This window comes from Paraburkholderia sp. MM6662-R1 (assembly GCF_050436245.1).
Taxonomy (GTDB): domain Bacteria; phylum Pseudomonadota; class Gammaproteobacteria; order Burkholderiales; family Burkholderiaceae; genus Paraburkholderia; species Paraburkholderia tuberum.
Genome location: NZ_JBNDLV010000004.1, coordinates 1,396,891 through 1,423,097, shown reverse-complemented (window position 1 = coordinate 1,423,097; position 26,207 = coordinate 1,396,891). Strand labels below are relative to the sequence as shown.

At 66.4% G+C, this 26,207-nt stretch carries 13 protein-coding genes; 8 read left to right on the top strand and 5 right to left on the bottom strand.

Annotated features, from left to right (window positions below; genetic code table 11):
* Window positions 1–4: 4 nt before the first annotated feature.
* From OKW39_RS36440 to OKW39_RS36425, 4 genes are all read right to left on the bottom strand, one after another.
* Complete coding sequence (locus OKW39_RS36440) at window positions 5–742, bottom strand: metallophosphoesterase (RefSeq protein WP_409259238.1); 738 nt, start codon at window positions 740–742, stop codon at window positions 5–7.
* 188 nt (window positions 743–930) lie between these two features.
* Entirely contained in the window at window positions 931–2,361 is a 1,431-nt protein-coding gene (locus OKW39_RS36435) for a cytochrome c (protein WP_429564839.1), read from the bottom strand.
* A gap of 20 nt (window positions 2,362–2,381) precedes the next feature.
* On the bottom strand, window positions 2,382–3,983 hold the full coding sequence (locus tag OKW39_RS36430; RefSeq protein WP_429564838.1) for a GMC family oxidoreductase: 1,602 nt from the start codon (window positions 3,981–3,983) through the stop codon (window positions 2,382–2,384).
* A 118-nt stretch (window positions 3,984–4,101) separates the two neighbouring features.
* On the bottom strand, window positions 4,102–4,728 hold the full coding sequence (locus OKW39_RS36425; RefSeq protein WP_429564837.1) for a sugar dehydrogenase complex small subunit: 627 nt from the start codon (window positions 4,726–4,728) through the stop codon (window positions 4,102–4,104).
* A gap of 336 nt (window positions 4,729–5,064) precedes the next feature.
* On the opposite strand from OKW39_RS36425, the gene OKW39_RS36420 reads away from it, so the two are divergent.
* The 8 genes from OKW39_RS36420 to treY all read left to right on the top strand — a co-directional run bounded on the left by OKW39_RS36420 (window position 5,065) and on the right by treY (window position 24,813).
* Complete coding sequence (locus tag OKW39_RS36420) at window positions 5,065–5,727, top strand: DUF1345 domain-containing protein (protein ID WP_429364884.1); 663 nt, start codon at window positions 5,065–5,067, stop codon at window positions 5,725–5,727.
* A 528-nt stretch (window positions 5,728–6,255) separates the two neighbouring features.
* Window positions 6,256–9,708, top strand: coding sequence for a maltotransferase domain-containing protein (locus tag OKW39_RS36415; protein ID WP_429564836.1), 3,453 nt, complete (start codon window positions 6,256–6,258; stop codon window positions 9,706–9,708).
* On the top strand, window positions 9,705–13,172 hold the full coding sequence (gene treS / locus OKW39_RS36410) for a maltose alpha-D-glucosyltransferase (RefSeq protein WP_429564835.1): 3,468 nt from the start codon (window positions 9,705–9,707) through the stop codon (window positions 13,170–13,172). Before OKW39_RS36415 ends, treS begins: the two co-directional genes overlap by 4 nt.
* The gene (gene glgB, locus OKW39_RS36405; protein ID WP_429564834.1) at window positions 13,165–15,375 is read left to right on the top strand and encodes a 1,4-alpha-glucan branching protein GlgB; all 2,211 of its coding nucleotides are present in this window, start codon (window positions 13,165–13,167) and stop codon (window positions 15,373–15,375) included. The genes treS and glgB overlap by 8 nt, the downstream gene beginning before the upstream one ends.
* Window positions 15,376–15,490: 115 nt before the next feature.
* Window positions 15,491–17,704, top strand: a complete 2,214-nt coding sequence (glgX, locus tag OKW39_RS36400) for a glycogen debranching protein GlgX (protein WP_429564833.1) — start codon at window positions 15,491–15,493, stop codon at window positions 17,702–17,704.
* A 139-nt stretch (window positions 17,705–17,843) separates the two neighbouring features.
* Window positions 17,844–19,748, top strand: coding sequence for a malto-oligosyltrehalose trehalohydrolase (treZ, locus tag OKW39_RS36395; protein ID WP_429564832.1), 1,905 nt, complete (start codon window positions 17,844–17,846; stop codon window positions 19,746–19,748).
* Window positions 19,745–21,949, top strand: coding sequence for a 4-alpha-glucanotransferase (gene malQ, locus OKW39_RS36390; RefSeq protein WP_429564831.1), 2,205 nt, complete (start codon window positions 19,745–19,747; stop codon window positions 21,947–21,949). Before treZ ends, malQ begins: the two co-directional genes overlap by 4 nt.
* Window positions 21,946–24,813: a malto-oligosyltrehalose synthase gene (gene treY / locus OKW39_RS36385; protein WP_429564830.1), complete on the top strand. Its 2,868-nt coding sequence runs from the start codon at window positions 21,946–21,948 to the stop codon at window positions 24,811–24,813. The genes malQ and treY overlap by 4 nt, the downstream gene beginning before the upstream one ends.
* 40 nt (window positions 24,814–24,853) lie before the next feature.
* On the opposite strand, the gene OKW39_RS36380 is transcribed toward treY, so the two are convergent.
* A complete protein-coding gene (locus tag OKW39_RS36380; RefSeq protein ID WP_090810353.1) occupies window positions 24,854–26,197 on the bottom strand; it encodes a hemolysin family protein in 1,344 nt (447 codons plus the stop codon).
* Between the last annotated feature and the right edge of the window lie 10 nt (window positions 26,198–26,207).

Below are 26,207 nucleotides of genomic sequence, written 5' to 3'. Positions count from 1 at the left end.
CCGTTCAAGGCAAGGCCAATTCCGCCGCCCCTTCCGCGCGCGCGGCCTCGACCGAGATCGACCAACGACGCAACGCCTGCGGCTGCACGATCGTCAACGTGCCGTCCGGCCCGAACGCGCCCGTATCGATGAACACTTGCGAGCCGATCTGCGTGATGTCGCGCACCGGCGTATGGCCGCAATAGGTCAGCGACAGCCCGCGCTGCCGCAGCGGATCGCCGTTGCCCAGCGCGAGCTCGCGACCCCACAGCAATTGCTGGCGCGTTTCGGCCGAATAATTGCCCGCGTCGAGCTCGGCGTCGGAGCCGAAAAATTCGGCGTGCAGAACATTGAAGCGCGCCTTGCCGCTGCCGATCACGCGCACGAGCGGCAGCGTGCGCAGATGCTCGGCGTAATAGCGCAGACGCTCGTCGGGCACGTCGGCCGCCCACGCGCCGCCGATGCCGTACCACCACTGCCGCCGCAAGCGGCCGTCGGCGACCGCGCACAGCGCGTCCTCGTGATTGCCGAGCACCGCATGGAACCACGGCTTCTCGAGCAGCGCGAGCGCCTGCTCCGAGTGCTCGCCCCGATCGACCAGATCGCCAACCGAAAACAGCCGGTCGCACGTCGGATCGAACGCGATCTGACGCAGCAGGTAGCGCAAAGCGTCGACGCAGCCGTGCAGATCGCCGACCACGAAATCGCGGCCGGCCTCGTTGGCGTCGTGATGCTGAACGAAGTTGGCGGGGGTGGAATTCATTCCACCATGATAATGCGGCCGACGCGCACGCGTATGCGGGGTGCCTATCGTATCCGGACGCTTCATCGAGCAAGAAAGACATCGAACGACGCAAAAATGACGCTGAAACGCCACATTTGCGGTATGCGTTACCGGAAATGCACCTTTGCGCGAGTCACTCCTGGCGCGCGCCCGAGTCGTCCCGCGCGTTATTGCAGCGTGCGCAGCTTCGCCACCTGGTCGGCCGCGATCGTCGCCTGCGGATTGCCGAACTGTTTCGTCACGTAGTTGGTGATCGCCGCGATCTGCTCGTCGTCGAGATGGCCGCCGAACCCGGGCATCAGCACGTCCGCGTGCGCGGTCGTGCGATTCACGCCGTGCAGAATGACCAACGCGAGATTGTTCGCGTCGTTCGCGCCGACCGTCGAGTTGTGGATCAGCGACGGATACGCGCCCGGCGCGCTCGCGCCCACGCCCTGCCCAGTCCAGCCATGACAGGTCGCGCAATTGGCGACGAACAGCTGCGCGCCGTTCACGCCGGTGATCGCGGTGCCGCGCATGGCGGTGACGTCGCTGGCCGGCTTGCCCCATTGATGACGGGGACGCGCGTCGCCGCCGCTCACGGCCGGCACCGAGCGCAAGAACACGACGATCGAGCGCAGATCCACCGGCGTCAGATACTGCGTGCTGTTCGCGACCACTTCGCCCATCGGGCCGGCCGCGTTTGCGCGGCTCGGCGCCGCGCCGGTCGACAGATACGCCGTGAGTTCGTCGTCGCGCCAGTCGCCGACGCCGCTCAGCTTGTCCGGCGTGATATTGAACGCATGCCAGCCGGCCTGCACCGCACCGGAGAAACGCGCGCTCGACTTCAGCCCCTGCATGAAATTGCGCGGTGTATGGCATTCCTCGCAATGCGCGAGCCCTTCGACCAGATACGCGCCTCGGTTCCATTCGGGGCTCTGTTTCGGGTCCGGCACGAAGCGCCCCTCGGTGAAGTTGAACAGGTTCCAGAACACCATTAGCCAGCGCTGATTGAACGGGAACTTGAGGCTGTTCGAGGGCGGCGTGTAGTGAATCGGCGCGAGCGTGTTCAGATACGCGCGAATCGCGAGCACGTCCTGTTCGGTCACGCGTGTGTAGGCGGTGTATGGGAACGCCGGATAGAGCCGCTCGCCGCCTTTGCCGATGCCTTCGTGCATCGCGCGCATGAAATCGGCGTCGCTCCATTGGCCGATGCCGGTGTCGGGATCGGGCGTGATGTTCGGCGTCACGATCGTGCCGAACGGTGTGCTGATCGGCAGGCCGCCCGCGAATGGGCGCGACTTGTCCGCCGTATGGCAGGCCGCGCAATCGGCAGCACGGGTCAGGTATTGGCCGCGCTTCACGAGTTCGCCATTCGCGGCCTTGCCGGCGAGCATGGCCGGGCCGCCGACCGAAGCCTGCGCCGCGTCGTCGGCGCGCGCCTGGGTGATCGGCATTTCGTCGGTCGAGTCTGCGTCCGGGCCGTGCGACTCGTGCCACGCTATCGACAGCGCAAGCAGCGAAAACGCGGCCGCGAGCGCCGCGCCGCCGAAGCGGCGGCGCTGGTTGATGTGCATCGGCACAGGGTCCGGCTGCGCGCGACAGGTCTTCTTCGTCATTGTGGCTCTCCGGTCGGCGCTCAGATTTCGCGCTTCAGCTTGTCGCCCAGTTTCAGCGACAGTGCAGCGATCGTCAGCGTGCAGTTCACCGACGCGGCGGTGGGCATCACGCCGCTACTGGCGATGAACAGGTTCGAATGATCGTGCGTGCGGCAGTCCGCGTCGACGACCGAACTCGCCGCATCGCTGCCCATGATCGTCGTGCCCATGATGTGATTGTTGGGCGCGAAGCTGTCGTCGAACGAGACCTCGGTGCCGCCGAATAGCGTCGCGATCTGCGCATACAGTTCGTGCGTATTGGCGGCGCTCTTCTTCACGTAGTCGTTGATCGAGTAGTAGATCTCGGGCTGAGGAATCCCGAGCGCGTCCTTGTGATCTGCCGACGGCACGATGCGGTTCTGCGGCTCCGGCAGATGTTCGTGAAAGCTGTTGATGTTCAGCGTGCGCGCCGCGCGGTCGCGAATCTGCCGGTCGAGTTCGGCGCCGGTCAGGCCTTTTTTCAGCAGGTCGGCGGTGACCCCCATCGTCGGCACGCCGTTCGACAAATGCAGCTTCTTCGCCGCGTGATCGGAGCGGAACGCGCCGTCGCGGAAGTTGACGATCGAGGTCATCTCCATCGGGCCACGGCCGGGCCACAGCGGTTCGTTGGCGAGAAACGTGACGCCGGTGCCGGGATGGTCCATCAGGTTGCGGCCCACCTGATCGGAGCTGTTGCCGACGCCGCGCGGGAATTTGTCGGAGGTCGACATCAACATCAGCTTCGGCGTTTCGATGCCGTTCGCCGCGAGCACGAACAGCTTGCCGGTGACGCGTGTGCCATTGCCGTTCGGGTCCTTGTAGTGGACCGCGGTGATGAGCCCTTTGTCGTCCGCTTCGATGCGATACACGACCGCTTCGGGAATCAGTTTCGCGCCGGCCTGCTCGGCCTTCTCCGCGTGAATCACGCCGTTGTACATCGCCGCGATCGGGCAGATCGGCATGCAGTTGTTGTTGCCGCAGCAGGTGGGCCGCGCATCGTACGGACGGCTGTTGCGCGCGACCGGTTCGGGCACGACCTTGAAGCCCTGCGCGTTGAGCACGTCGCTGAACCGCTGATCCATGTACGACAGTGGCAGCTGCTGCATCGGATAGGGCTTCGAGCGCGGCGAACCGAGATCGATCGAACTATCGGGACCGGACACGCCGAGCTGCACTTCGGCGGCCACGTACCACGGCTCGAGCGTTTCGTACGGATACGGCCAGTCGCGCCCGACGCCATACAGCTTGCGCAACTGGAAGTCCGACGGCAGCAGCCGCCACGCGGCGGCCGCCCAGTGCCAGGTCGTGCCGCCAACCAGCCGCACGTATTGTGAGTTGTACGGATAATCGCCCTTCTGGATCAGGTAGTTGTTCGCGGGCGCGTACTCGGGATGCGGCGCGTAAGGCGTCGACGGATACGGCGTCGCGAAGTCGGACTTGGCCGGCGAGTTGCGGAAGTTCTCGACGATCTGCCAGCGCGGAATGCGCGGCCCCGCTTCGAGCAGGATCACCGACGCGCCCGCCAGCGCCAGCTGATGCGCAACCAGACTGCCGGCGACGCCGGAGCCGACCACGACGATATCGGCGGATTGTGTGTTTGCCATCGTTTCTCTCTTCGATGCCCTGCCTGTTGCGGGCTTTGTTCGTGCGACGCTTGCGGGTCCGGCGTGCTGGTTGCGCTGCTGGCGTGGCCCGCTCGCGGGCTCGCGCGGCTCACGCGGCTCACGCGGGCGTCGGCTTCTGCGTCCAGTAGAACGGCACGTCGCGGCAATAGGAGGGAATCGTGAGCACGTCTTGCACGGGCTCGAACATCAGCGCCTTTTCATACGCGATCACCTGGACGTGCGGCATGTCGCCGACGAGGCCCAGGTACCACGCGCGCATGATCGCGCCGACCGTTTTCGCGAGCGCGGGCTGGTCGGTCTGCAGCGCCTGCGTGACCGTATCGGACGGCACGCCGCCGTGGCCTTGCAGCCATGTGTTCAGCGCCGCGACGTTCTGCGCGAACTGGTTATCGGCACGCGCCAGCGCATCGTAGACACGTTGGCCAAGCACGGTATCGAAACTGCTACGACCGGTGAGGTGTTGCGAAACCGCGAGGAAGGCATCGAGTCCGCCCCCGGCTGGCCGCGTATCGGCGAAGGCGGGCGCGATCCACGACAGCGAACGGCTCGCGCCGGCGAACGCGAGCGCCGCGGCCGTCGCGCACGAGCCGAGCACCCAGGCCCTGCGCGAAGCGGAAAACGACGGCGGCAAGCCGGTGAAACGTGTGGCATTGCGATAAGACTTCGCTCCTTGCCAATGCGTCACGTGGGGATGCGCATCGTTATCCTCAGGAACATCTGTCATGGGGGCTCCAGATGATGAGTCGTTCTCGACGAGCAGCGCGGCGAGGGCATGATGCCGTTCGCCTGCCGCTTCGTTTGCTCCTCCCCAAACCTGGTCTTACGCCGCTTCAGCGGTCTCGTATCCGTGCGCGTGATTCACGCGCGCCGCATGTGCGGTGTTGCATGCATGACCGCAACGATTGCTGCCGTTATCTACCAATCGCCTTTCAACTGAAAGCGGCGCGCAAGGCCGCCGCGAAAGACTATAGCCTGTGACCCACCATTCGACAATCGGTCCGCGTTGCACGCGTAGAATCCGCGACACCGACTGCCCTACACTTCGTCGTTCATCGAGTCCATGTCCATCAACTACTATCCGCAGCTTCTTCGCAATCGGCCCCGCACGGTGATCGGCCTCGTGATCGGGATTGTCGTCGCGTTCCTCGTGCCCGGTCACACGAGTCCGATCGCCCGCACACTGATCGGCTGGGACGCGGCCATCTGGAGCTACCTGCTGATGATCTGGGTGCATATGGCTTTTGCCGACGAGCACCGCGTGCGCGCATACGCGATGCGCGACGACGAAAACGCGGGCGTCGTGCTGGTCGTCATCTGCGTCGCGACGATCGCGAGCGTCGCCGCGATCGTGCTCGAACTCGCGTCGGCCAAGGGCGCGGGCGGCGCAACGACCGTCTGGCACTACCTGCTGACCGGTCTGACGCTGATCGGCGCATGGTTTCTGATTCCGACGATCTTCACGCTGCACTACGCGCGCCTCTACTTCGACACGGACTCGCAAGAGACCGCGTTGAAGTTTCCCGATCACCATTTGCTGCCGAACTACTGGGACTTCCTGTACTACTCGTTCACGATCGCGGTCGCGTCGCAGACTTCCGATGTCGTGTTGCGCTCACGCGAAATTCGCCGCGCGACGCTCGCCCAATCGGTCCTGTCGTTCTACTTCAACGTCGCGGTGCTCGGCCTGTGCGTGAACATCGCGGCGGGGCTGCTGGGTTCGTGACAAGGCCGCTGCGCGGCGTTCGGATGAATTTCATGCGAATGCCACGCGCGTGCCACATGGCTGCCACGCGAGCGGCACCCAGGCTTCACGCGTCCGCTTGAACCGCATTCCGGGCAACGCGGGGCCGCCCGTGTAAAACCCGCCCCACACCACCCCGTTTTACATGCCGGCCAGCCGCGGCGTGCGTGACAATGCCCGCATTTTTGCGCGCGCTCCGTGCGCGCGCGCACCTTCGGCACCCGCCATCTCACCGTAACCTCCCGTTTCCGCGCTAGCGCGGTGCCCGGCTGCCCGCGTTGGCACACGGTTTGCTCCTTTCCGCGACGAGTGACGACCAGTCCCGCGAGACCGGCGTCTGGCGTCAAAGCACCCGCGACTGGCCAGCGGCGCGACGATCTTTGCACTACATTGACCAGTACGTGCCCCCGCTGACGCATCGCGCGGTATCCGGCTCGGGAAGCCCAATGAGCGCTGTGATCGCATGCCAAGTGCATCCACACCGCAGCAGGACAACTCTGGAAACGACCGATGGAATCTCCAAACGGGTACGCGCCGCGGATTTACTTTTTTCATTCTCTTCTCGTCGGGCCCCTCGATGCCTGGCCCGCGCAGTTCGCTCATGCGGCCGGGCTCGGCTTCGATCATGCGTTGATCGGCGGGCTGTTCGAGCCCGGCCACGCCGGCCATGGCCAGGTGGTCGGCAATCACGCTCGGCTGCATCCGGTGTTCGAGGCGCAGCATTCGGTGCACGACGCCGTACGCATGCTCGCCGATGCCGCGCGCCGCAACAACCTGACGCTGCTGGTCGATCTCGTGATCGACCGCATGGCCGCCGACGGCGTGCTGTACAGCGAGCATTCGGACTGGTTTCACGCGCGTGAGTCCGAGCTCGCACGGCTCGATCCGCGCCACGTGCATCGCGAAGACAACGTTGCCTACGCGAATTTCGACGACCCCGCGACGAGTGCCTCGCTGAGCGTCTGGTGGACCCAGCAACTGCTCGCGCTCGCCGAGGCCGGTGTCGGCGGCTTCCGTTTCGATTCGCCGCATCGCGTGCCGGCTGCCGTATGGCGGTACCTCGGCGATGAAGTGCGCGCGAAGCATCCGCGCGTGCGCTTTCTCGCGGCAACGCCGGGCCTGTCGCGCGGCGATCTGCCCGGTCTCGAAGCAGCCGGCTTCGACAGCGCGTTTTCGTCGGTGCGCTGGTGGGATTTCCGTTCGAGCTGGATGGCCGAGGAGCATGCGGCGCTCGCGCGCGTTGGTGCGCCGATCGCCTTTCCCGAAGCGCCGTACGGTACGCGCCTCGCCGCCGAGCTGAGCGACGTGCATGATGCGGCGATCGTCGAGCGGGCGTATCGACGCGCGCTGTTCACGTCGGTTGCATTGGGCAGCGGCTGGATGATGCCGATGGGCTTCGAATACGGCATCGCCGAACCGATGTCGCAAACGCGCGGCGACGCCGCGCAGTTCGCCCGCGCCGCGCAGTCGCGCCGCTTCGATCTGAGCGCCGCCGTCACCCAGGCCAACGACTTCGCGCGCAACACGCCGACACTGCACGCGAACGGTGAATTGCGCCCACTGAGCGGCCCCGGCGCTTCGGCCGCGGTTCTGCTGCGCGGCGACGCAGCCGATCTGCGCGACGCCAGCGAAGCAGTCCTGATCGTCGTGAATCCCGAACTCGGCGCGCCAGTGCGTGTCGATCCCGCGCGCTTCCTCGCGGGCGTGCCGGGCAGCTTTACGCGCTTCGCGCCGCTCGACGCGCGCGGCCGAACCGAACCCGCGGCACTCGCGCCGTTCGCGCTCGCGCCCGGTGCGGTGCGGCTGCTGCGCGCGTTCGCGGAACAGCCGATCTGCCTCGCGCCGCCGATCGACAAGGCGAACAGCAAGCGCAGCGGCCGCAAGACAGTGCTCGACGCGATCGAAGCGCCGCGCGTCGCGATCGAGAGCGTGTCGCCGTCGGTGGAGAACGGTCGCTTCGCGGCCAAGCGCAGCGTCGGCGAGCGCGCGGAAATTCGCGCGGCGATCTTCGCCGAAGGTCACGACAAGATCGCGGCTGCCGTGCTGTGGCGCGCGGCCGACGAAACCGCGTGGCACGAAGAACTGATGTCGCCCGCGCCGCCGGCCGGGCTCGACTTGTGGAGCGCGCGCATTCCGCTCGAGCGGATCGGCCGCTACGAGTTCACCGTGATCGCGTGGCGCGACGAGTTCGCGTCGCTCGTCGAGCACATCCAGAAGAAGCTGAAGGCGAACCAGACCGTCGAGATAGAACTCGACGAAGCCGCGCATCTGTTCGCGCTCGTGCTCGCCGAAGTCGAGACGACCGAAGGCGCCGACAAGGAGCCGCTCGAACACATCGTGCGCGACTTCCAGAAGGCCGACGCCGAACAGAAGCTCGCAGTGATTCTCGCGCCCGCCACAGCGAAGGCAATGACCGCCGCGCGCCATCGCCCGTTTCTGAGCCGCGACCCCGTGATCTACAAGATCGACGCGGAACGCACGGCCGCCTATTTCGCGAGCTGGTACGAGATCTTCCCGCGCTCGATGAGCGACGACGAGTCGCGCCACGGCACGTTCGCGGACGTGAGCGCGAAGCTGCCGCGCATCCGCGACATGGGCTTCGACGTGCTGTACTTCCCGCCGATCCACCCGATCGGCCTCGCGAACCGCAAAGGCCGCAACAACACGCTGACCACGCAGCCGGGCGATGTGGGCAGTCCCTATGCGATCGGCGCCGCCGAGGGCGGTCACACCGCCGTGCATCCGCAACTCGGCACGCTCGACGATTTCAAGGCGATGCTCGCCGCCGCGCATGCGCATGGCCTCGAGATCGCGCTCGACTTCGCGATCCAGTGCTCGCCCGATCACCCGTGGCTGAAGGAGCATCCGACGTGGTTCGCGTGGCGCCCTGACGGCACGCTGCGCTACGCCGAGAATCCGCCGAAGAAGTATCAGGACATCGTCAACCCGGACTTCTACGCGCACGACGCCAAGCCCGGCCTGTGGCTCGCATTGCGCGACGTGATCCTGTTCTGGGTCGACGCGGGCGTGCGCATCTTCCGCGTCGACAATCCGCACACCAAGCCGCTGCCGTTCTGGGAATGGATGATCGCCGACGTGCGTGCGCGCCACCCCGACACGATCTTTCTCGCCGAAGCCTTCACGCGGCCGCGCATGATGAACCGGCTCGGCAAAATCGGCTTCTCGCAGTCGTACACGTACTTCACGTGGCGCGAGTCGAAGCGCGATTTCACCGAGTACATGGGCGAACTCACGCAGACCGGCGCGCGCGATTTCTATCGGCCGAACTTCTTCGTCAATACGCCGGACATCAACCCGCGCCATCTGCAATCGCAGGGACGCACGGGCTTTCTGATCCGCGCGGCGCTGGCCGCGACCCTGGCCGGCCTGTGGGGCGCGTATAGCGGCTTCGAACTGTGCGAGGCCACCGCGCTGCCGAACAGCGAAGAGTATCTGGACTCCGAAAAGTATCAGTTGCGGGCGTGGGACTGGCACCGGCCCGGCAATATCGTCGGCGAGATCACCGCACTGAACCGCATCCGTCGCGCGAATCCGGCGCTGCAAACACATCTCGGTCTCACGTTCCTCGCCGCGCACAACGACCACATCCTGTGCTTCGAGAAAGCGACCGAATCGCGCGACAACGTGATCGTCGTCGCGATCAATCTCGATCCGTTCAACGAACAGGGCGCGGACATCGAGTTGTCGTGGGACACGTTCCAGCGCTGGCATCTACACGATCACGCCACGCTCGAAGTGATCGACCAGATGACCGGCGCACGCTTCGAATGGCACGGACGCTGGCAACACGTGCGGCTCGGCTCGGGCCAACCCTTCTCGATCTGGCGAATCGCGCCGCTAGGCGGCCTGCCCGCCGATCGCCCCGAGGACAGCGACCACGATCCCGACAGCGCTCCTCACGCAGACGCTGTCAACCCAACCTGGATGGAAGGTGGAACATGAAGCGCGACGATCCAGCCCAAACCGCGCACGAGGCGCAAACGGCGGTGGCCGTCGGCACCGCGGCGAAGGTACGCACGCGCCGCCGCGGCAAACCCGCGGCCCTCAGCGACGATCCGCTGTGGTACAAGGACGCGATCATCTATCAGGTGCACATCAAGTCGTTCTTCGATGGGAACAACGACGGCGTCGGCGATTTCCCCGGTCTGATGGCCAAGCTCGACTACATCGCCGAGCTCGGCGTCAACGCGATCTGGCTGCTGCCGTTCTATCCGTCGCCACGCCGCGACGACGGCTACGACATCGCCGACTACCGCAACGTGCATCCCGACTACGGTCAGCTCGCGGACGTGCGGCGCTTCATTCAGGAAGCGCACGCGCGCGGCATCCGCGTGATCACCGAGCTCGTCATCAACCACACGTCGGATCAGCACCCGTGGTTCCAGCGCGCGCGGCGCGCGAAGCCCGGCTCGAACTATCGCAACTACTACGTGTGGTCCGATACCGATCAGAAGTACCCGGAGACTCGCATCATCTTCATCGACTCGGAGCCGTCGAACTGGACGCACGATCCGGTTGCGGGCGCGTACTACTGGCACCGCTTCTACTCGCACCAGCCCGATCTGAACTTCGACAATCCGGCGGTGTTGAAAGAGGTGCTGCACGTGATGCGTTTCTGGCTCGACATGGGCATCGACGGGCTGCGGCTCGATGCGGTGCCATACCTCGTCGAACGTGAAGGCACCAACAACGAGAACCTGCCTGAGACGCACGAGATCCTGAAGCGGATTCGCGCGACCATCGACGCCGAGTACCCGAACCGGATGCTGCTCGCCGAGGCGAACCAGTGGCCCGAGGACGTGAAGGAGTATTTCGGCAACGAAGACGAATGCCATATGGCGTTCCACTTCCCGCTGATGCCGCGCATCTACATGTCGATCGCGAGCGAAGACCGCTTCCCGATCACCGACATCATGAAGCAGACACCGGAACTCCCCGAATCGAACCAGTGGGCGATCTTCCTGCGCAATCACGACGAGCTGACGCTCGAAATGGTCACCGATTCCGAGCGTGACTATTTGTGGAACACCTATGCGAGCGATCGCCGCGCACGTTTGAATCTCGGCATTCGCCGCCGTCTCGCGCCGCTGATGGAGCGCGACCGCCGCCGCATCGAGCTGATCAACTCGCTGCTGCTGTCGATGCCCGGCACGCCGGTCATCTACTACGGCGACGAACTCGGCATGGGCGACAACATCCACCTCGGCGACCGCGACGGCGTGCGCACGCCGATGCAGTGGTCGTCGGATCGCAACGGCGGCTTCTCACGCGCCGACCCTGAGCAACTGGTGCTGCCGCCCGTGATGGGTACGCTGTACGGCTTCGACGCGGTCAACGTCGAAGCGCAGAGCCGCGACCCGCATTCGCTGCTGAACTGGACCCGCCGCATGCTTGCGACGCGGCGCGCGAAGCAGACCTTCGGACGCGGCACGATCCGCTTTTTGAAGCCTGAAAACCGCAAGATTCTCGCGTATCTGCGCGAGATGCCCGGCGCGGCGCCGATCCTGTGCGTCGCGAATCTGTCGCGCGCGCCGCAGGCGGTCGAGCTCGAACTGTCAGAATTCAAAGGCTTCGTGCCGATCGAGATGACCGCCGATTCGGTGTTCCCCGCGATCGGCCAGTTGACCTATCTGCTGACGTTCCCGCCCTACGGCTTCCTGTGGTTCATGCTGTGCGAAGGCGGCGGGCGTCCGACATGGGCGCAGGCGCATTCCGAGCCGCTGCCCGAGTTCGTCACGATCGTGATCCGCGAAGGACAGTCCGGGCCGACACCCGAAAACGTGCGGCTGCTGGAATCCGAGGTGCTGCCGTCGTGGCTGAGCCGGCGCCGCTGGTTCGCGTCGAAAGATCAGAAGATGCACGCGGTGCGGCTCGCCGCGCTGACCACGATCCCGAACGGCGGCTTCGCGTTCACTGAAATCGAAGCAGACGTCGGCAACCACACCGAGCGCTACGTTGTGCCGATCGCGATCACATGGGGCGGCGAAACCACCACGCCGCTGTTTCTGCAACTGGCGCTTGCACGCGTGCGGCGGGGCCGCAACGTCGGCCATCTTACCGACGCGTTCTCGCTGCCGATCTTCGCGCACAACGTGCTGCGCAAGATGCGCGAGCGCGCGGTCGTGCCGACCGTGCAGAAAAGCGAGATCAAGTTCCTGCCGACTGAGCGCTTCGCCGAACTCGACGCTCTCGGCGAGCGGCCCGAGATTCGCTGGCTCGCGGCCGAACAGAGCAACAGCTCGCTGATCGTCGCCGATGCCGCGGTGCTGAAGCTGGTGCGACGGCTCGTCAGCGGCATCCATCCGGAAGCGGAAATCAGCCGCTATCTGACGCAGCTCGGCTATGCGAACACCGCACCGCTGTATGGCGAAGTGGTGCGCGTCGATCCCGAGGGCGTGCCGCATACGCTGGCGATCCTGCAGGGCTTTATCGACAATCAGGGCGATGCGTGGAACTGGTCGCTCGACTATCTGCGCCGCTCGGTCGACGAACTCGCGATCGCGATCGACACCGAGACGCAGAGCGTACCCGATCGCACGAACGAGTCGATTCTGCTGGACGGTTACGGCGAACTCGCGGGCATCATCGGCCGCCGGCTCGGCGAGTTGCACGTCGCGCTCGCCACGCCGAGCGACGACCCCGCGTTCGCGCCGGAACCGGCCAACGCCAAACAGGTGAAGGCATGGGTCGAGGCGGCGCAGACGATGCTCGCGGCCGCGCTGGATCTGCTCGCGCCGCGCATCGCGGGCATGAGCGACGCGGACACGAAGGGGCTTGCGCAAAGTCTGATCGATCGCCGCGCCGCGCTCGTCGAGGCCGTCGACAAGTTGGTGCCGGGCGACGCGGGCGCGTTGCGCATCCGCATCCATGGCGACTTCCATCTCGGCCAGGTACTGGTCGCGCACGGCGACGCGTACCTGATCGACTTCGAGGGCGAGCCCGCGCGTTCGCTCGACGAGCGTCGCCAGAAATCGAGCCCGTTGCGCGACGTGGCCGGTCTGATGCGCTCGCTCTCGTATGCGAGCGCAGCCGCGCAATCGACCACCGAAGGCGCGCCGCAACAGACCGCCGATCGCAAGCGCGCGCTGTTCGAACGCTTCCGCGCGCACGCGACTGGCGCGTTCCTCGCCGAATACCGCGCGGCCGCCGCGCAGTCGCCGACGCCGCTCGTCGCGCCCGAATCCGAGGAGGCGCTGCTCGATCTGTTCCTGATCGAGAAGGCCGCCTACGAAATCCGCTACGAAGCGGCCAACCGACCCGCGTGGCTCGGCTTGCCGGTGCGCGGCCTCGCGGCGCTCGTGAGCCGGCTGCTCGGCGACACCGGCAGGCCGCCGCACCACGATCCGTCAACCCAGGCGCCTGGCGCGGCCACGCCGCCTAACCCGGCCGAGGGCGACTATGAGTGAGCATGATCCGGCCGCAGGCCTTCAACCCGTCGATATCGACGCGCTCGTCGAAGCGCGTCACCCCGATCCGTTTTCGCAGCTCGGGCTGCATCAGACGGACGCGGGGCCGATCGTGCGCGCGCTGCTGCCGAACGCCGCGCACGTCACCGTGATTTCGCGCGCTGATGGCGCGACGCTCGGCGAACTCGAACAACTGCGCCCTGGCCTGTTCGCGGGCCGCATCACGTCGGCGATGCCGTATCGCTTGCGCATCGACTGGCATGGTGTGGTGCAGGAAGTGGAGGATACCTATTCGTTTGCTCCGGTGCTCGGCGACGAGCCGCTCGAACGTCTCGCGCGCGGCGATCCGTACGCGGTGCTCGAATGTCTGGGCGCGCGGCCGGTCGACGTCGACGGTGTGCCGGGCGTGCGCTTTGCGGTGTGGGCGCCGAATGCGCGGCGCGTGTCGGTGGTCGGCGACTTCAATGCATGGGACGGCCGCCGCCATCCGATGCGGCTGCGTCACCAGGCGGGCGTGTGGGAGCTGTTCGTGCCGCGTGTCGGCGCCGGCACGCGCTACAAGTACGAGCTGCTGTCGCGCGACGGCCATCCGCTGCCGCTGAAGGCCGACCCGTGCGCGATGCAGACGGAAAAGCCGCCGGGCACCGCATCGATCGTCGCACACGTCGACGAGATCGAGCAGTTTCCGTGGAGCGATCACGAGTGGATCCAGTCGCGCGCCGACAAGCAGACCGCGCGCACGCCGATCACGATCTACGAAGTGCACGCGGAGTCGTGGCTGCGCGTCGCCGAGGAAGGCCAGCGTGGTCTCGTCTGGGAAGAGCTCGCCGAGCGGCTGATTCCCTACGCGAAGAGCATGGGCTTCACGCACCTCGAATTTCTGCCGATCGCCGAGCATCCGTTCGGCGGTTCGTGGGGCTATCAGCCGCTCGGGCAGTTCGCGCCGTCCGCGCGCTTCGGCAAGCCCGAGCAGTTCGCGCGTTTCGTCGATCGCGCGCACGAAGCAGGGCTCGGCGTGATTCTCGACTGGGTGCCCGCGCATTTCCCGAACGACGCGCATGGCCTGATCGATTTCGACGGCACGCCGCTCTACGAGCATGCCGATCCGCGCGAAGGCTATCACCAGGACTGGAACACGATGATCTACAACCTCGGCCGCAACGAGGTCAGCGCGTTCCTGATCGCGTCGGGGCTCGCGTGGTTGAAGCGCTATCACGTCGACGGCCTGCGCGTCGATGCGGTCGCGTCGATGCTGTATCGCGACTACTCCCGAGCGGCCGGCGAGTGGGTGCCGAACATCTATGGCGGCCGCGAGAATCTCGAATCGATCGCGTTCCTGAAGCGGTTGAATCACGAAGTCCGCTATGTGCCGGGCGCGCCCGGCGCGATCACGGTCGCCGAGGAATCGACCGCATGGCCAGGCGTGACCGCGCGCCTCGCGGACGGCGGCCTCGGCTTCGACTTCAAGTGGAACATGGGCTGGATGCACGACACGCTGCACTACATGCACGAAGACCCGGTGTATCGCCAGTATCACCACCACAACATGACGTTCGGCATGGTGTACGCATATTCCGAACGCTTCGTGCTGCCGCTTTCGCACGACGAGGTGGTGCACGGCAAGGGCTCGCTGCTCGGCAAGATGCCCGGCGACCGCTGGCAGCGTTTCGCTAATCTGCGCGCGTACTTCGGTTTCATGTGGACGCACCCGGGCAAGAAGCTGCTGTTCATGGGCGGCGAATTCGGCCAGATGGCGGAGTTCGACCATGACGGCTCGCCGCATTGGCATCTTCTCGACGATTCGAACCACCACGGCGTGCAATTACTGGTGCGCGACCTGAACCATCTGTATCGCAACGAGCCCGCGCTGCATCTGCTCGACAGCGAACCGGGCGGCTTCGAATGGTTGATCGGCGACGACAGCGGCAACAGCGTGTTCGCCTATCGGCGCACCGACGGCGCGGGCCAGGAGTTCGTCGTGGTGTGCAACATGACGCCGGTGCCGCGGCTCGGCTATCGGCTCGGCATGCCGCGCGGCGGACGCTGGGTGGAAGTGCTGAATACCGATGCAGGCGTGTACGGCGGCTCGAACACGGGCAACGGCGGGCTGATTCATTCCGACCATGTATCGAGCCACGGCAGGCCACATTCCGCCGCGCTGATCTTGCCCCCGCTCGCGACGATCGTATTGCGCGCGGACTGAGAAAACGTGCCGTAACCCGGGCGCGCGGCGCACAGGCAGCCGCCGCGCGCCCGTTGCATGAAGACCCAGTCAGACCCGAGCTCCAGCTCGACAATCAGAACAGGAAAGGGAAATCATGTCGCATGCGTTGCCCGAGCGGTTGCTGCCCGGCTCGCCGTATCCGCTCGGCGCGAACTGGGATGGGCTGGGTGTCAACTTCGCGGTGTTCTCGGCCAATGCGCAGAAAATCGAGCTATGCCTGTTCGATTCAACCGGCCGCAAGGAGATTCGCCGCTTCACCATGCCCGAATGCACCGACGAGATCTGGCACGGCTATCTGCCGAACGCGCATCCGGGCACCGCGTACGGCTTTCGCGCGCATGGGCCGTATCAGCCGCATTTCGGGCATCGTTTCAATCCGCACAAGCTGCTGCTCGACCCGTATGCGCGCAAGCTCGTCGGGCAGTTTCGCTGGTCCGACGCGCTGTTCGGCTATCGCGTGCATTCGAATCGCGCGGACCTTTCGATCGACCGGCGCGATTCCGCGCCCGCGATGCCCAAGTGCGTCGTGATCGACGAGGCGTTCGACTCGTCGCACGACAGGCGGCCCGACGTGCCGTGGGGCGAGACCGTGATCTACGAAACGCACTTGCGCGGCGCGTCGATGCTGCGCTCCGACCTGCGCCAGCATGAACGCGGCACGTTCGCGGCGCTCGCGTCGCCGGAGTTCATCGAGCATTTGCTGAAGCTCGGCGTGACCGCGGTCGAGCTGCTGCCCGTGCACGCGTTTCTGAACGACCGCTTCCTCGTGGAGCGCGGCCTGCGCAATTACTGGGGCTACAACACGGCGGCGTTCTTCGCGCCGGAGCCGACCTATCTGAGCACGCACCGGCTCGACGAAATGCGCATCGCCGTACGCCAGCTGCACGCGGCCGGCATCGAGGTGATTCTCGACGTGGTCTACAACCACACTTGCGAAAGCAATGAGATGGGCCCGACCATTTCATGGCGCGGCCTCGACAATGCCAGCTATTACCGGCTGATTCCCGGCGACGAGCGTCACCATATCAACGACACGGGCTGCGGCAACACGGTCAATCTGCCGCATCCGCGCGTGCTGCAGATGGTGATGGATTCACTGCGCTACTGGTCGACCGCGTTCAATATCGACGGCTTCCGTTTCGATCTCGGCGTGACGCTCGGGCGCGAAAGCCACGGCTTCGATCCTGGCTCGGGCCTGTTCGACGCGTTGCGCCAGGACCCGGTGCTATCGCAACGCAAGCTGATTTCCGAGCCATGGGATCTCGGCCCTGGCGGCTATCAGCTCGGCAATCATCCGCCGGGATTCAGCGAATGGAACGACCGTTTCCGTGACACGGTGCGACGTTTCTGGCGTGGCGATGCCGGCCTGCGGCCCGACCTCGCCGCGCGCCTGACCGGGTCGGCCGATCTGTTCAACCGGCGGCATCGCAAGCCGTGGGCGTCGATCAACTTCGTCACGTCGCATGACGGCTTCACCTTGGCCGATGTCACCGCGTACGAGCAGAAGCACAACGAAGCCAACCTGGAAGACAACAACGACGGCCACAACGAGAATTGCAGCCGCAATTGGGGTCTCGAAGGCGCGACCGACGACCCCGCGATCCTCGCGACCCGCCGTCGGGTGTCGCGCTCGCTGATCGCGACACTGATGATCGCGCTCGGCACGCCGATGCTGCTGGCCGGCGACGAAGCGCTGCGCACGCAGCGCGGCAACAACAATGCGTACTGTCAGGATAACGACCTATCCTGGATCGACTGGGACCTCGCGGATTCGCCGGAAGGTCAGCGCATGACCGAGTTCGTCGCGCGCGTGATCGGGTTGCGCAAGCGTCATCCGCTGCTACGTGAAACGCGCTTTCTGTTCGGCGACCGCGAAGTGCTGCCCGGCCTGTTCGACGTCGGCTGGTTCGACGAACACGGCGATCCGCTGACGATCGAAGCGTGGCAGGACCCGGAGGGACGCGCGTTCACGTTGCGTCGCGCGGGTCCGGGCCTGAATGGCGAAACCGAAGTATTGTTAATGATGCTCAACGCTCACGAGGAACCGCTGCAGTTCGCGCCTCCCGCGCCGCACCTGGAATGGCATGTGCTGTTAGACACGGCCGATCCGGAACGCGCGCCGCAGCGGCTCGCGACGGCCGAACTCGAGGTCGCCGCGCACGGCCTCGTGATACTCGCCGCGCAACCGACCGGTGAAGCGGATTGGCAAGCCGGCTGGGTGGCTGGCGCGCAGCACGGGCCGCGGCTGTTGACCGCGCTGCCGCCCGATCCGGGCGCGCAGACCGCAAACGATGTTGGTTCGCAATGAACGATGCACTGCGGCGACCTCGTTCGAGCGTGGACAAATCGCGCCGCAGCCGGGGTGGCAAGAATGTTGCGACGCAATGCCTGCTTGCGTTGCGTCGCATTGCCGTCCAGGCTCGTTAGCAGATTCGAATGGTGAAGACATGTCTGAAAGTCCGATTGATCCTCACACGCATCATCACGCGCACTGCCTGCCGTTCAGCGCGCAGTTGATCGGCGCGAGCGGCCCGCGACCGCGCACGCGGTTCCGTTTTTGGGCACCGTCGTGCAACAGCGTGCAGGTGGTCGTCGAAAACGGCCCCGCGCAAGGCACGCACGACATGGCTCCGACCGGCAACGGCTGGTTCGAGACCACCGTGGAGAGCGGCGCGGGCACGCTGTATCGGTTCCAGCTCGACGACGGGCAGGCGGTGCCCGATCCGGCCTCGCGGTTCCAGCCGCGGGACGTGCACGGCCCGAGCGAGGTCATCGATCCGCGCGCCTACCATTGGGAACACACCGAATGGCACGGCCGGCCCTGGGAAGAAACGGTGCTGTACGAATTGCACGTCGGTGCGGTGGGCGGGTATGCGGGCGTGCAAAAGCGCCTGCCCGAGCTCGCCGCGCTCGGCGTCACCGCCATCGAACTGATGCCGTTGAACGACTTTCCCGGTCGTCGCAACTGGGGTTACGACGGCGTGTTGCCGTACGCGCCCGACTCCGCATACGGCCGCCCCGACGAACTGAAGGCGCTGATCGACGCCGCGCATGGTGTGGGCCTGATGGTGTTTCTCGACGTCGTCTACAACCACTTCGGACCGGACGGCAACTATCTGCATACTTACGCGGAGCCGTTTTTCCGCGCAGGCGTGAACACGCCGTGGGGCCCCGCGATCGACTTCGAGCGCAGCGAAGTCAGCGACTTCTTCACCGACAACGCCGTCTACTGGATCAACGAGTACCGTTTCGACGGACTGCGCTTCGATGCGGCGCATGCGATCGACAATCCCGGGTGGCTGCGCGAGTTGTCGGACCATATCCGCGCGCGCGTGCAGCAGGGCCGTCAGGTGCATCTGGTGGTCGAAAACGAGCACAACAGCGCGAGCCTGCTCGACGCGCATTTCGACGCGCAATGGAACGACGACGCGCACAACACGCTGCACGTGCTGCTGACCGGCGAAACCGAAGGCTATTACCACGCGTATGCCAACGAACCGATTCGCCGGCTCGCGCGAGTGCTGGCCGAAGGCTTCGCGTATCAGGGCGAGCCGTCGCCGCTGCACGATGGTGCGCCGCGTGGCGAAGCGAGCGCGCATCTGCCGCCGACGTCGTTCGTGATGTTTTTGCAGAACCACGATCAGATCGGCAACCGTGCGTTCGGCGAACGTCTGCGCAAGCTGACCTCGGATGACGCGCTGCGCGCCGCGACCGCGTTGCTGTTGCTGTCGCCGCAAATTCCGCTGCTGTTCATGGACGAGGAGCACGGTTCGACGCAACCGTTCCTGTTTTTCACCGATTACACCGGCGATCTCGCCGACGCCGTGCGCGAAGGGCGCCGCCGTGAATTCGCGCGCTTTGCCGCGTTCAGCGATGAGAAACGCCGCGCGCAGATTCCCGATCCGAACGATGCCCAGACCTTCGCCGCCTCGTCGCCACCCGCGCCCGATGTACAGCCGACGCCGGATCGGCTCGACTGGATGCATTACTACAAGTCCGCGCTCGCGGTGCGCGCGAAGCTGATCACGCCGCGCCTGAAACATACGAAGGCGTGCGGCGCGACCGTGCTGCGCGATGCCGGTGGCGGCGACGCGAACGCGCTGATCGCGCGCTGGAATCTCGGCGATGGTGAGACGCTGTCGATCGCGCTGAATCTGTCGCAGCAGAACGTCGCGTTCGACGCCATCCCCGACGGCAAGATCATTTTCGAAACACCGCCGCGCGCGCGCGAACAGGCCGACGCGCGGGTGTTGCCCGCGCATGCGTGCATCGCTTGGCTGACCGGCGACATCAACGAATTCGCGAGCCGCCACGATGCGCGCATCGCATCGCACGAGGAGCAGCGCGCGTGACGACCCGACGCCCCAACGACAGGCTCGCCGCGCTCGCCACCCGCGCAGGCTTCGAGGTGGAGTGGCAGGACGCGCACCATCATACGCAGCACGTGCCGGAGAAGACTCTTGGCACGCTGCTCGAACGCATGGGTCTGCCGTGCGGCAACGTCACGGATATCCGCCACAGCGCCGCTGCTCTGGAGGCCGAACTATCGGGCCGTAGGCTGCCGCCGCTGATGACCGCGGTGATCGGGCGTGGCATCGCGCTGCCCGCGGCCGCGGTCAGGTCGGGCAGCCATTACCGGATCGAGCTGGAGAGCGGCTCGATCATCGACGGCCGCTTCACCGCGCCGAAAGGCGAGGAAGCGCTGCTCGCGCCGATCGACGAAACCGGCTATCACACGCTCGTGATCAACGACCAGCGCATGACGCTCGCGGTCGCGCCGCCGCGCTGCTACACCGTCGCCGACGCATGGCGCACGCTGCACGGCGGCGGCGGAGAAGGCGAACGCGAAGCCGCGCCGCCCGCGCCGCCACTGTGGGGCATCGCCGCGCAACTGTATGGCTTGCGCCGCACCGGCGACGGCGGCATCGGCGACTACACGGCGCTCGCGCAGCTTGCGCGGCACGGCGCGCAGCGCGGCGCGCACGCGCTCGCCGTCAGTCCGACCCACGCGATGTTCAGCGCGCAGCCCGAGCGCTTCAGCCCGTACGCGCCGTCGTCGCGTTTATGGCTCAACGTTACGCATATCGATCCGGCCGCGGTGTTCGGCGCGGATGCGTCCGCGTGCGCATCGGCGCAGGCCGGCAACGCGTGGTCCAAATATGAAGAGCTGCCTCTGATCGATTGGCCGCACGCGACCCCGCTGAAGCTCACGGTTTTGCGCGCGCTGTACAAGCAGTTCAGCGCCAACGAGCGCCCGCAGCACTCGCCGCGGGCGCTCGAATTTCACGGCTTCTGCGAACGCGCGGGGCGCGCGCTCGAAGATCATGCGCGCTTCGAAGCGCTGCAGGCCGCGCAGCTCGCGCAAGGCGGCGACGGCCATTGGCGCAACTGGCCCGATGCGTTGCGCGACCCACGCAGCCCCGAAGTCGAGGCGTTCGCCGCCGCGCATCGCGACGAGGTCGACTTTCATCTGTTCCTGCAGTGGCTGGCATCGCGCGGGCTGTTGCACGCTCAGCACACCGCGCGCGAAGCCGGCATGGCGGTCGGCCTGATCGCCGATCTCGCGGTGGGTTGCGACAGCGCCGGCAGTCATGCATGGTCCTATCCCGACGACATGCTGCAGGGCGTGTCGGTCGGCGCGCCGCCCGATCTCTTCAACCAGGCCGGCCAGTCGTGGGGACTCACGACCTTTTCGCCGCGCGCGATGCGCACACAAGGCTTCGCCGCGTTCATCGACATGCTGCGCGCGGCGTTCGCGCATGCCGGCGGCATCCGCATCGATCACATCCTCGGCTTGCGGCGTCTGTGGCTCGTGCCCGAAGGCGAAAGCGCGCGCAATGGCGCGTATCTGCGCTATCCGTTCGAAGACCTGCTGCGGCTGATCGCGCTCGAATCGTGGCGGCATCGCTCGATCGTGATCGGCGAGGACCTCGGCACCGTGCCATCCGGGTTTCGGGAGCGGCTCGACGAGCACGGCATCGAGGGGATTCGCGTGCTGTGGTTCGAAAGCGCCGCCGACGGCAACGGCTTCAAGGCGCCGGCCGATTGGGACCGCTACGCGGTCGGCACGACGACCACGCACGATCTGCCGACCGTCGCCGGCTGGTGGCGCGGCAGCGACATCATGTGGCGCAACCGCATCGGCCAGACGATGGCGCGCGCCGACGGGCGCGATCCCGAGGAAGCGGCGCTCGAAGAGCGCGCGCAGCAGCGCGCCGACTTGTGGCGCGCGTTCCAGCAAGCGGGCGTGGCCGCGCCCGAGGTCGCGCCGCCGGACGCCGACAACGCGCCGGTCGACGAAGCGCTCGCATTCGTCGCCGCGACACCCGGGCCGCTCGTCACGTTTCCGCTCGAAGACCTGCTCGCGCTCGACGAGCAGCCGAACCTGCCGGGCTCGATCGACGAACATCCGAACTGGCGCCGCCGCATGACGCTGCCCGTCGACGCGATGTTCGACGACCCCGTGTTCACCGACCGCCTGCTGGCCGTCGACGGCGCGCGCCGCGCCGCCGCGCGTTCATCCAACACCTCCGCGGAGCCTGACACGCCATGACCGTTCCACGCTCCACACTGCGCCTCCAGTTCCATCGAGGCTTCACGTTCGACGACGCCGCGCGGCACATCGACTACTTCGCCGCGCTCGGCATCAGCCACCTGTACGCGTCGCCGATCACGACGGCCGAGCCCGGCTCGATGCACGGCTACGACACCGTCGACTACACCCAGGTCAGTGCCGAATACGGCGGCGAGGCGGGCCTGAAGCACCTCGTCGACAAGCTGCGCGCGCACGACATGGGGCTCATCGTCGACATGGTGCCGAATCATATGGGCGTCGGCGGGTCGAGCAACGCGTGGTGGCTCGACATCCTCGAATGGGGCCGCCACAGCGCGTATGCGCGTCATTTCGACGTCGACTGGCATTCGCCCGATCCCGCGCTGCGCGGCAAGGTGCTGCTGCCGACGCTCGGCGCGTCGTACGGCGAAGAACTGGCGGCGGGCCGCATCGGGCTGCATTTCGCGGCCGACAGCGGACGCTTTCATATCGGCTACGGTCCGCACGTGTTCCCGATCTGCCCGGTCGATTACGCGGCGATCCTGCAAGGCGCCGACCGCGCCGATCTGAGCGCGCTCGCGAATCGCTTTCAGGGGCTCACCACGCAGCCCGCCGATCAGCCGCGCGCCGCCGAGGCGCGCGACGCGCTGCGCGAGTTCGTCGCGCGCGAAGGCGAGTCGGCGATCGAGTTCGTGCTGGAGACTTACGCGCCTGAAGATCCGGTCACGCGCGACCGGCTGCATCGGCTGATCGAGCGGCAGCATTTCCGGCTCGCGTGGTGGCGCACCGCCTCCGACGAAGTGAACTGGCGGCGCTTCTTCGACATCTCGACGCTCGCCGGCGTGCGCGTCGAGCGGCCCGAGGTGTTCGAGGCGGTGCACGCGCTGATCTTTCGCCTCTATCGCGAAGGGCTCGTCGACGGCTTGCGGATCGATCACATCGACGGGCTCGCCGAGCCGCGCGAATACTGCCAGCGTTTGCGCCAACGGCTCAGCGAGTTGCGCGACACCGCGCCGTATGTGGTGGTGGAGAAGATTCTCGGCCGTGGCGAGCGGTTGCGCGACGACTGGCCCGTCGACGGCACGACGGGCTACGACTTCATGAACGACGTCGGCGCGCTGCTGCACGATCCGGCCGGCGCGGACCCGCTCGCCGGTACGTGGGCCGAGCTCACCGGCCGCAGCGCGCGCTTCGCCGATGAAGCGCACGCGGCGCGGCGCAAGATTCTCGCGGAAAACTTCTCGGCGGAACTGGACCGCGCGGCGCGCGCGCTGCATCGGATCGCACGCGATTCGCTGAGCACGCGCGACTTCACGTACCCGGCGCTGCGCCGCGTGCTGACCGAACTGGTCGTGCATTTCCCCGTGTACCGCATGTATCCGCTGGGCGGACTGCGCAGCGCCGCCGACAACGTCTATTTCGAGGAGGCGCTCGCGGGCGCGCGCGCTTCGCTGCCGCGCTCGGACCATGCGGCGCTCGAGCGCGTGAATGCGTGGCTCGGCGGCAGCGCCGAAGAGGCCCCGCCCGCGCGGCCCGGCGCGCAGTCGCAGCAGCAGGCGCAAGGCGGCGGAGCGCCGCCGCATGCGGGCTCGTCCCGGCGCAGCGCGCAAACGCTGTTTTCGCAGCTGACCGCGCCGCTGGCCGCCAAGGCGATCGAGGACACCGCGTGCTATCGCTACGGCCGTCTGCTGTCGCGCAACGAAGTCGGCTCGGACCCGGGCGAGTTCGCGCTGTCGGTGGAGCAGTTTCATGCGGGCAATCTCGAGCGCGCGCAACGTTTTCCTCATGCGATGCTTGCGACCGCCACGCACGATCACAAGCGCGGTGAAGATGTGCGCGCGCGGCTCGCGGTGCTCAGCGAGATCGCCGACGAATGGGGCGCGACGTTGCGTGCATGGTCGACGTTGAACGCGCCGCAGCGTCGAGCGCTCGACGGCACGCCGATCAACAGCGTGAGCCAGGACAAGAGCGACGCATGGGCTCCCGGCCCCGCCGCCGAGGCGATGCTGTATCAAACGCTGGTGGGCTGCTGGCCGCCGCCGCTGCGCGCCGACGACGAAGCCGGCGTCAAGGAGCTGGCCGAGCGCGTCGCGCAATGGCAGTTGAAGGCTCTGCGCGAGGCGAAGCTGCAAACCAGCTGGATTGCGCCCGACGAAGCCTACGAAGCCGGCTGCCGCGAATTCCTGTTCGGCATCCTTGCGCCGCAGCGGCGCGACGCCTTTCTGAAGGAGCTGTCGGCGTTCGTCGAGCGCATTGGTCGCGCGGGCGCGCTCAACAGCCTGCAGCAGACGGTGTTGCGCGTCGCGTCGCCTGGGATCCCTGATCTTTATCAAGGCACCGAGCTGTGGGACTTCAGCCTCGTCGATCCGGACAATCGGCGGCCCGTCGATTTCGCGAAACGCGAGGCGTGGCTGCCGCAGACGCAAACGCCGCCGTCGGAATTTCTGGCGGACTGGCGCGACGGGCGCGTAAAGCTCGCGGTGATCCAGCGCGTGCTGGCGTTGCGCGCGCATCTGCCGGAGCTACTGAGTCAGGGCGCGTATCTGCCGCTCACGGTGCGCGGCGCGCATGCGTCGAGTGTGATCGCGTTCGCGCGGCGGCATGGCAATGCGTGGGCCGTGGTGATTGCCAGTCGTTTGGCCGCGCGACTGCTTGGCGATGATGCTGGTCTGCCGCTCGTCGAGCCGGCGCAATGGGCGGATACGGCCATCGAAATGCCGCCCGATCTGTCGGCGCGTGCGCTGTTCGATTGGCTGAGCCCCGCCGCGCCGAAAGTCGACGATCACGGGCTGCTATATCTGCGCGACGCGCTCGCCGCGATGCCGGTCGCGGTGTTGGTTGAGGATGGGGTGCCTCGAAGCTGAGGCGGCTAAAAAGGGTTGAGGCTGCGGCTTGGCTCGACCCTCAACCGCCCTCGTCGTCGAACAGCTTAGGATACACGCGCACGAGCACGATGCGCGGTCCCTTCATCTTCTTGACCACGACGTCGAAGTCTTCGAACTCGACGCGCTGCCCTTCGCTCGGCAGATCGTTGAGCGCCTGGATCACGAGCCCGCCCACCGATTCGGCCTTGCCTTCATCGATGTCGATACCCAGAGCACGTTCGAGCGACACCACCGGCAAGCTGCCCTTGCCCATCAGCGTGCCGTCGTCCATGCGGGTCCAGTCGGCGTCGCCCTGGCGGAATTCATCGTGGATCTGCCCGACCAGCGCGCCGAGCAGGTTGTCGAGCGTCAGGAAGCCGATCGGTTTCGCGTTCTTGTGGCCGACCAGCGCGAAGTGCGGCGCGCCCTTGCGAAAGCGCCGGAACAGTTCGAGCGCCGGCATGTCCGGCTTCACGTACTGCACGGGGCGGACGTAGCGCGACAGGTCGTCGAGCGTGCTGCCCGCCTGGCGCGCGAGCAGCAGGTCCTTCAGATGGATCATGCCGGCCACGCGTTCGCCGGATGCATCCTCGAACAGCGGATAGCGGCTGAAGCGGTGCCGCGCGACCACCTGCATGTTGTCGCGCAACGGCAGATCGCGTCGCAGGCACACCATTTCATGCGACGGCCGCATCAGGTCCGATACGGTCATTCGCGAGAAGTCGAGCGAGTGCGCGATCGTGTTCCATTCGTCCTGGCTGTACGCGCCGGTCGACGCACCGAGTTCGCTCGCGACGTTCGCGCGGCGGCCGCGCAGGATCAGCTTGAGTTCCTCGGTCGAGTAACGCGAGTCGTGACCCTGGTCGGTATCGAGCCCCGCGGCCTTCAGCACCGCGTTCGCGCTCGTGTTGAGCAGCCAGATGGCCGGGTACATGGCCCAGTAGAAACCGTACAGCGGCGTCGCGGTCCACAGCGAAATTTTCTCCGCCTCGCGAATCGCGAGCGACTTCGGCGCGAGTTCGCCGACCACGATATGCAGGAACGAAATACACGAAAACGCGAAGAACAGTGAAATGCCATGCATCAGCTTCTCGGACTCGACGCCGATCACGGTGAAAAGCGGCATCAGCAGTTGCGCGAACGCCGGTTCGCCGATCCAGCCGAGGCCGAGCGACGCGAGCGTGATGCCGAGCTGACACGCCGACAGATACGCGTCGAGCTGTCCGTGCACCTTCGCGAGCAGACGCCCGCGCATGCCATGCTGGGTGGCAAGGCTTTGCACACGGGTCTGCCGCAGTTTGACCAGACCGAATTCGGCGGCGACGAAAAAGCCGTTGAGTGCAACCAGAAACATTGCACCGATAAGAGCGACAACCTGGATCAAAGCGACGGGC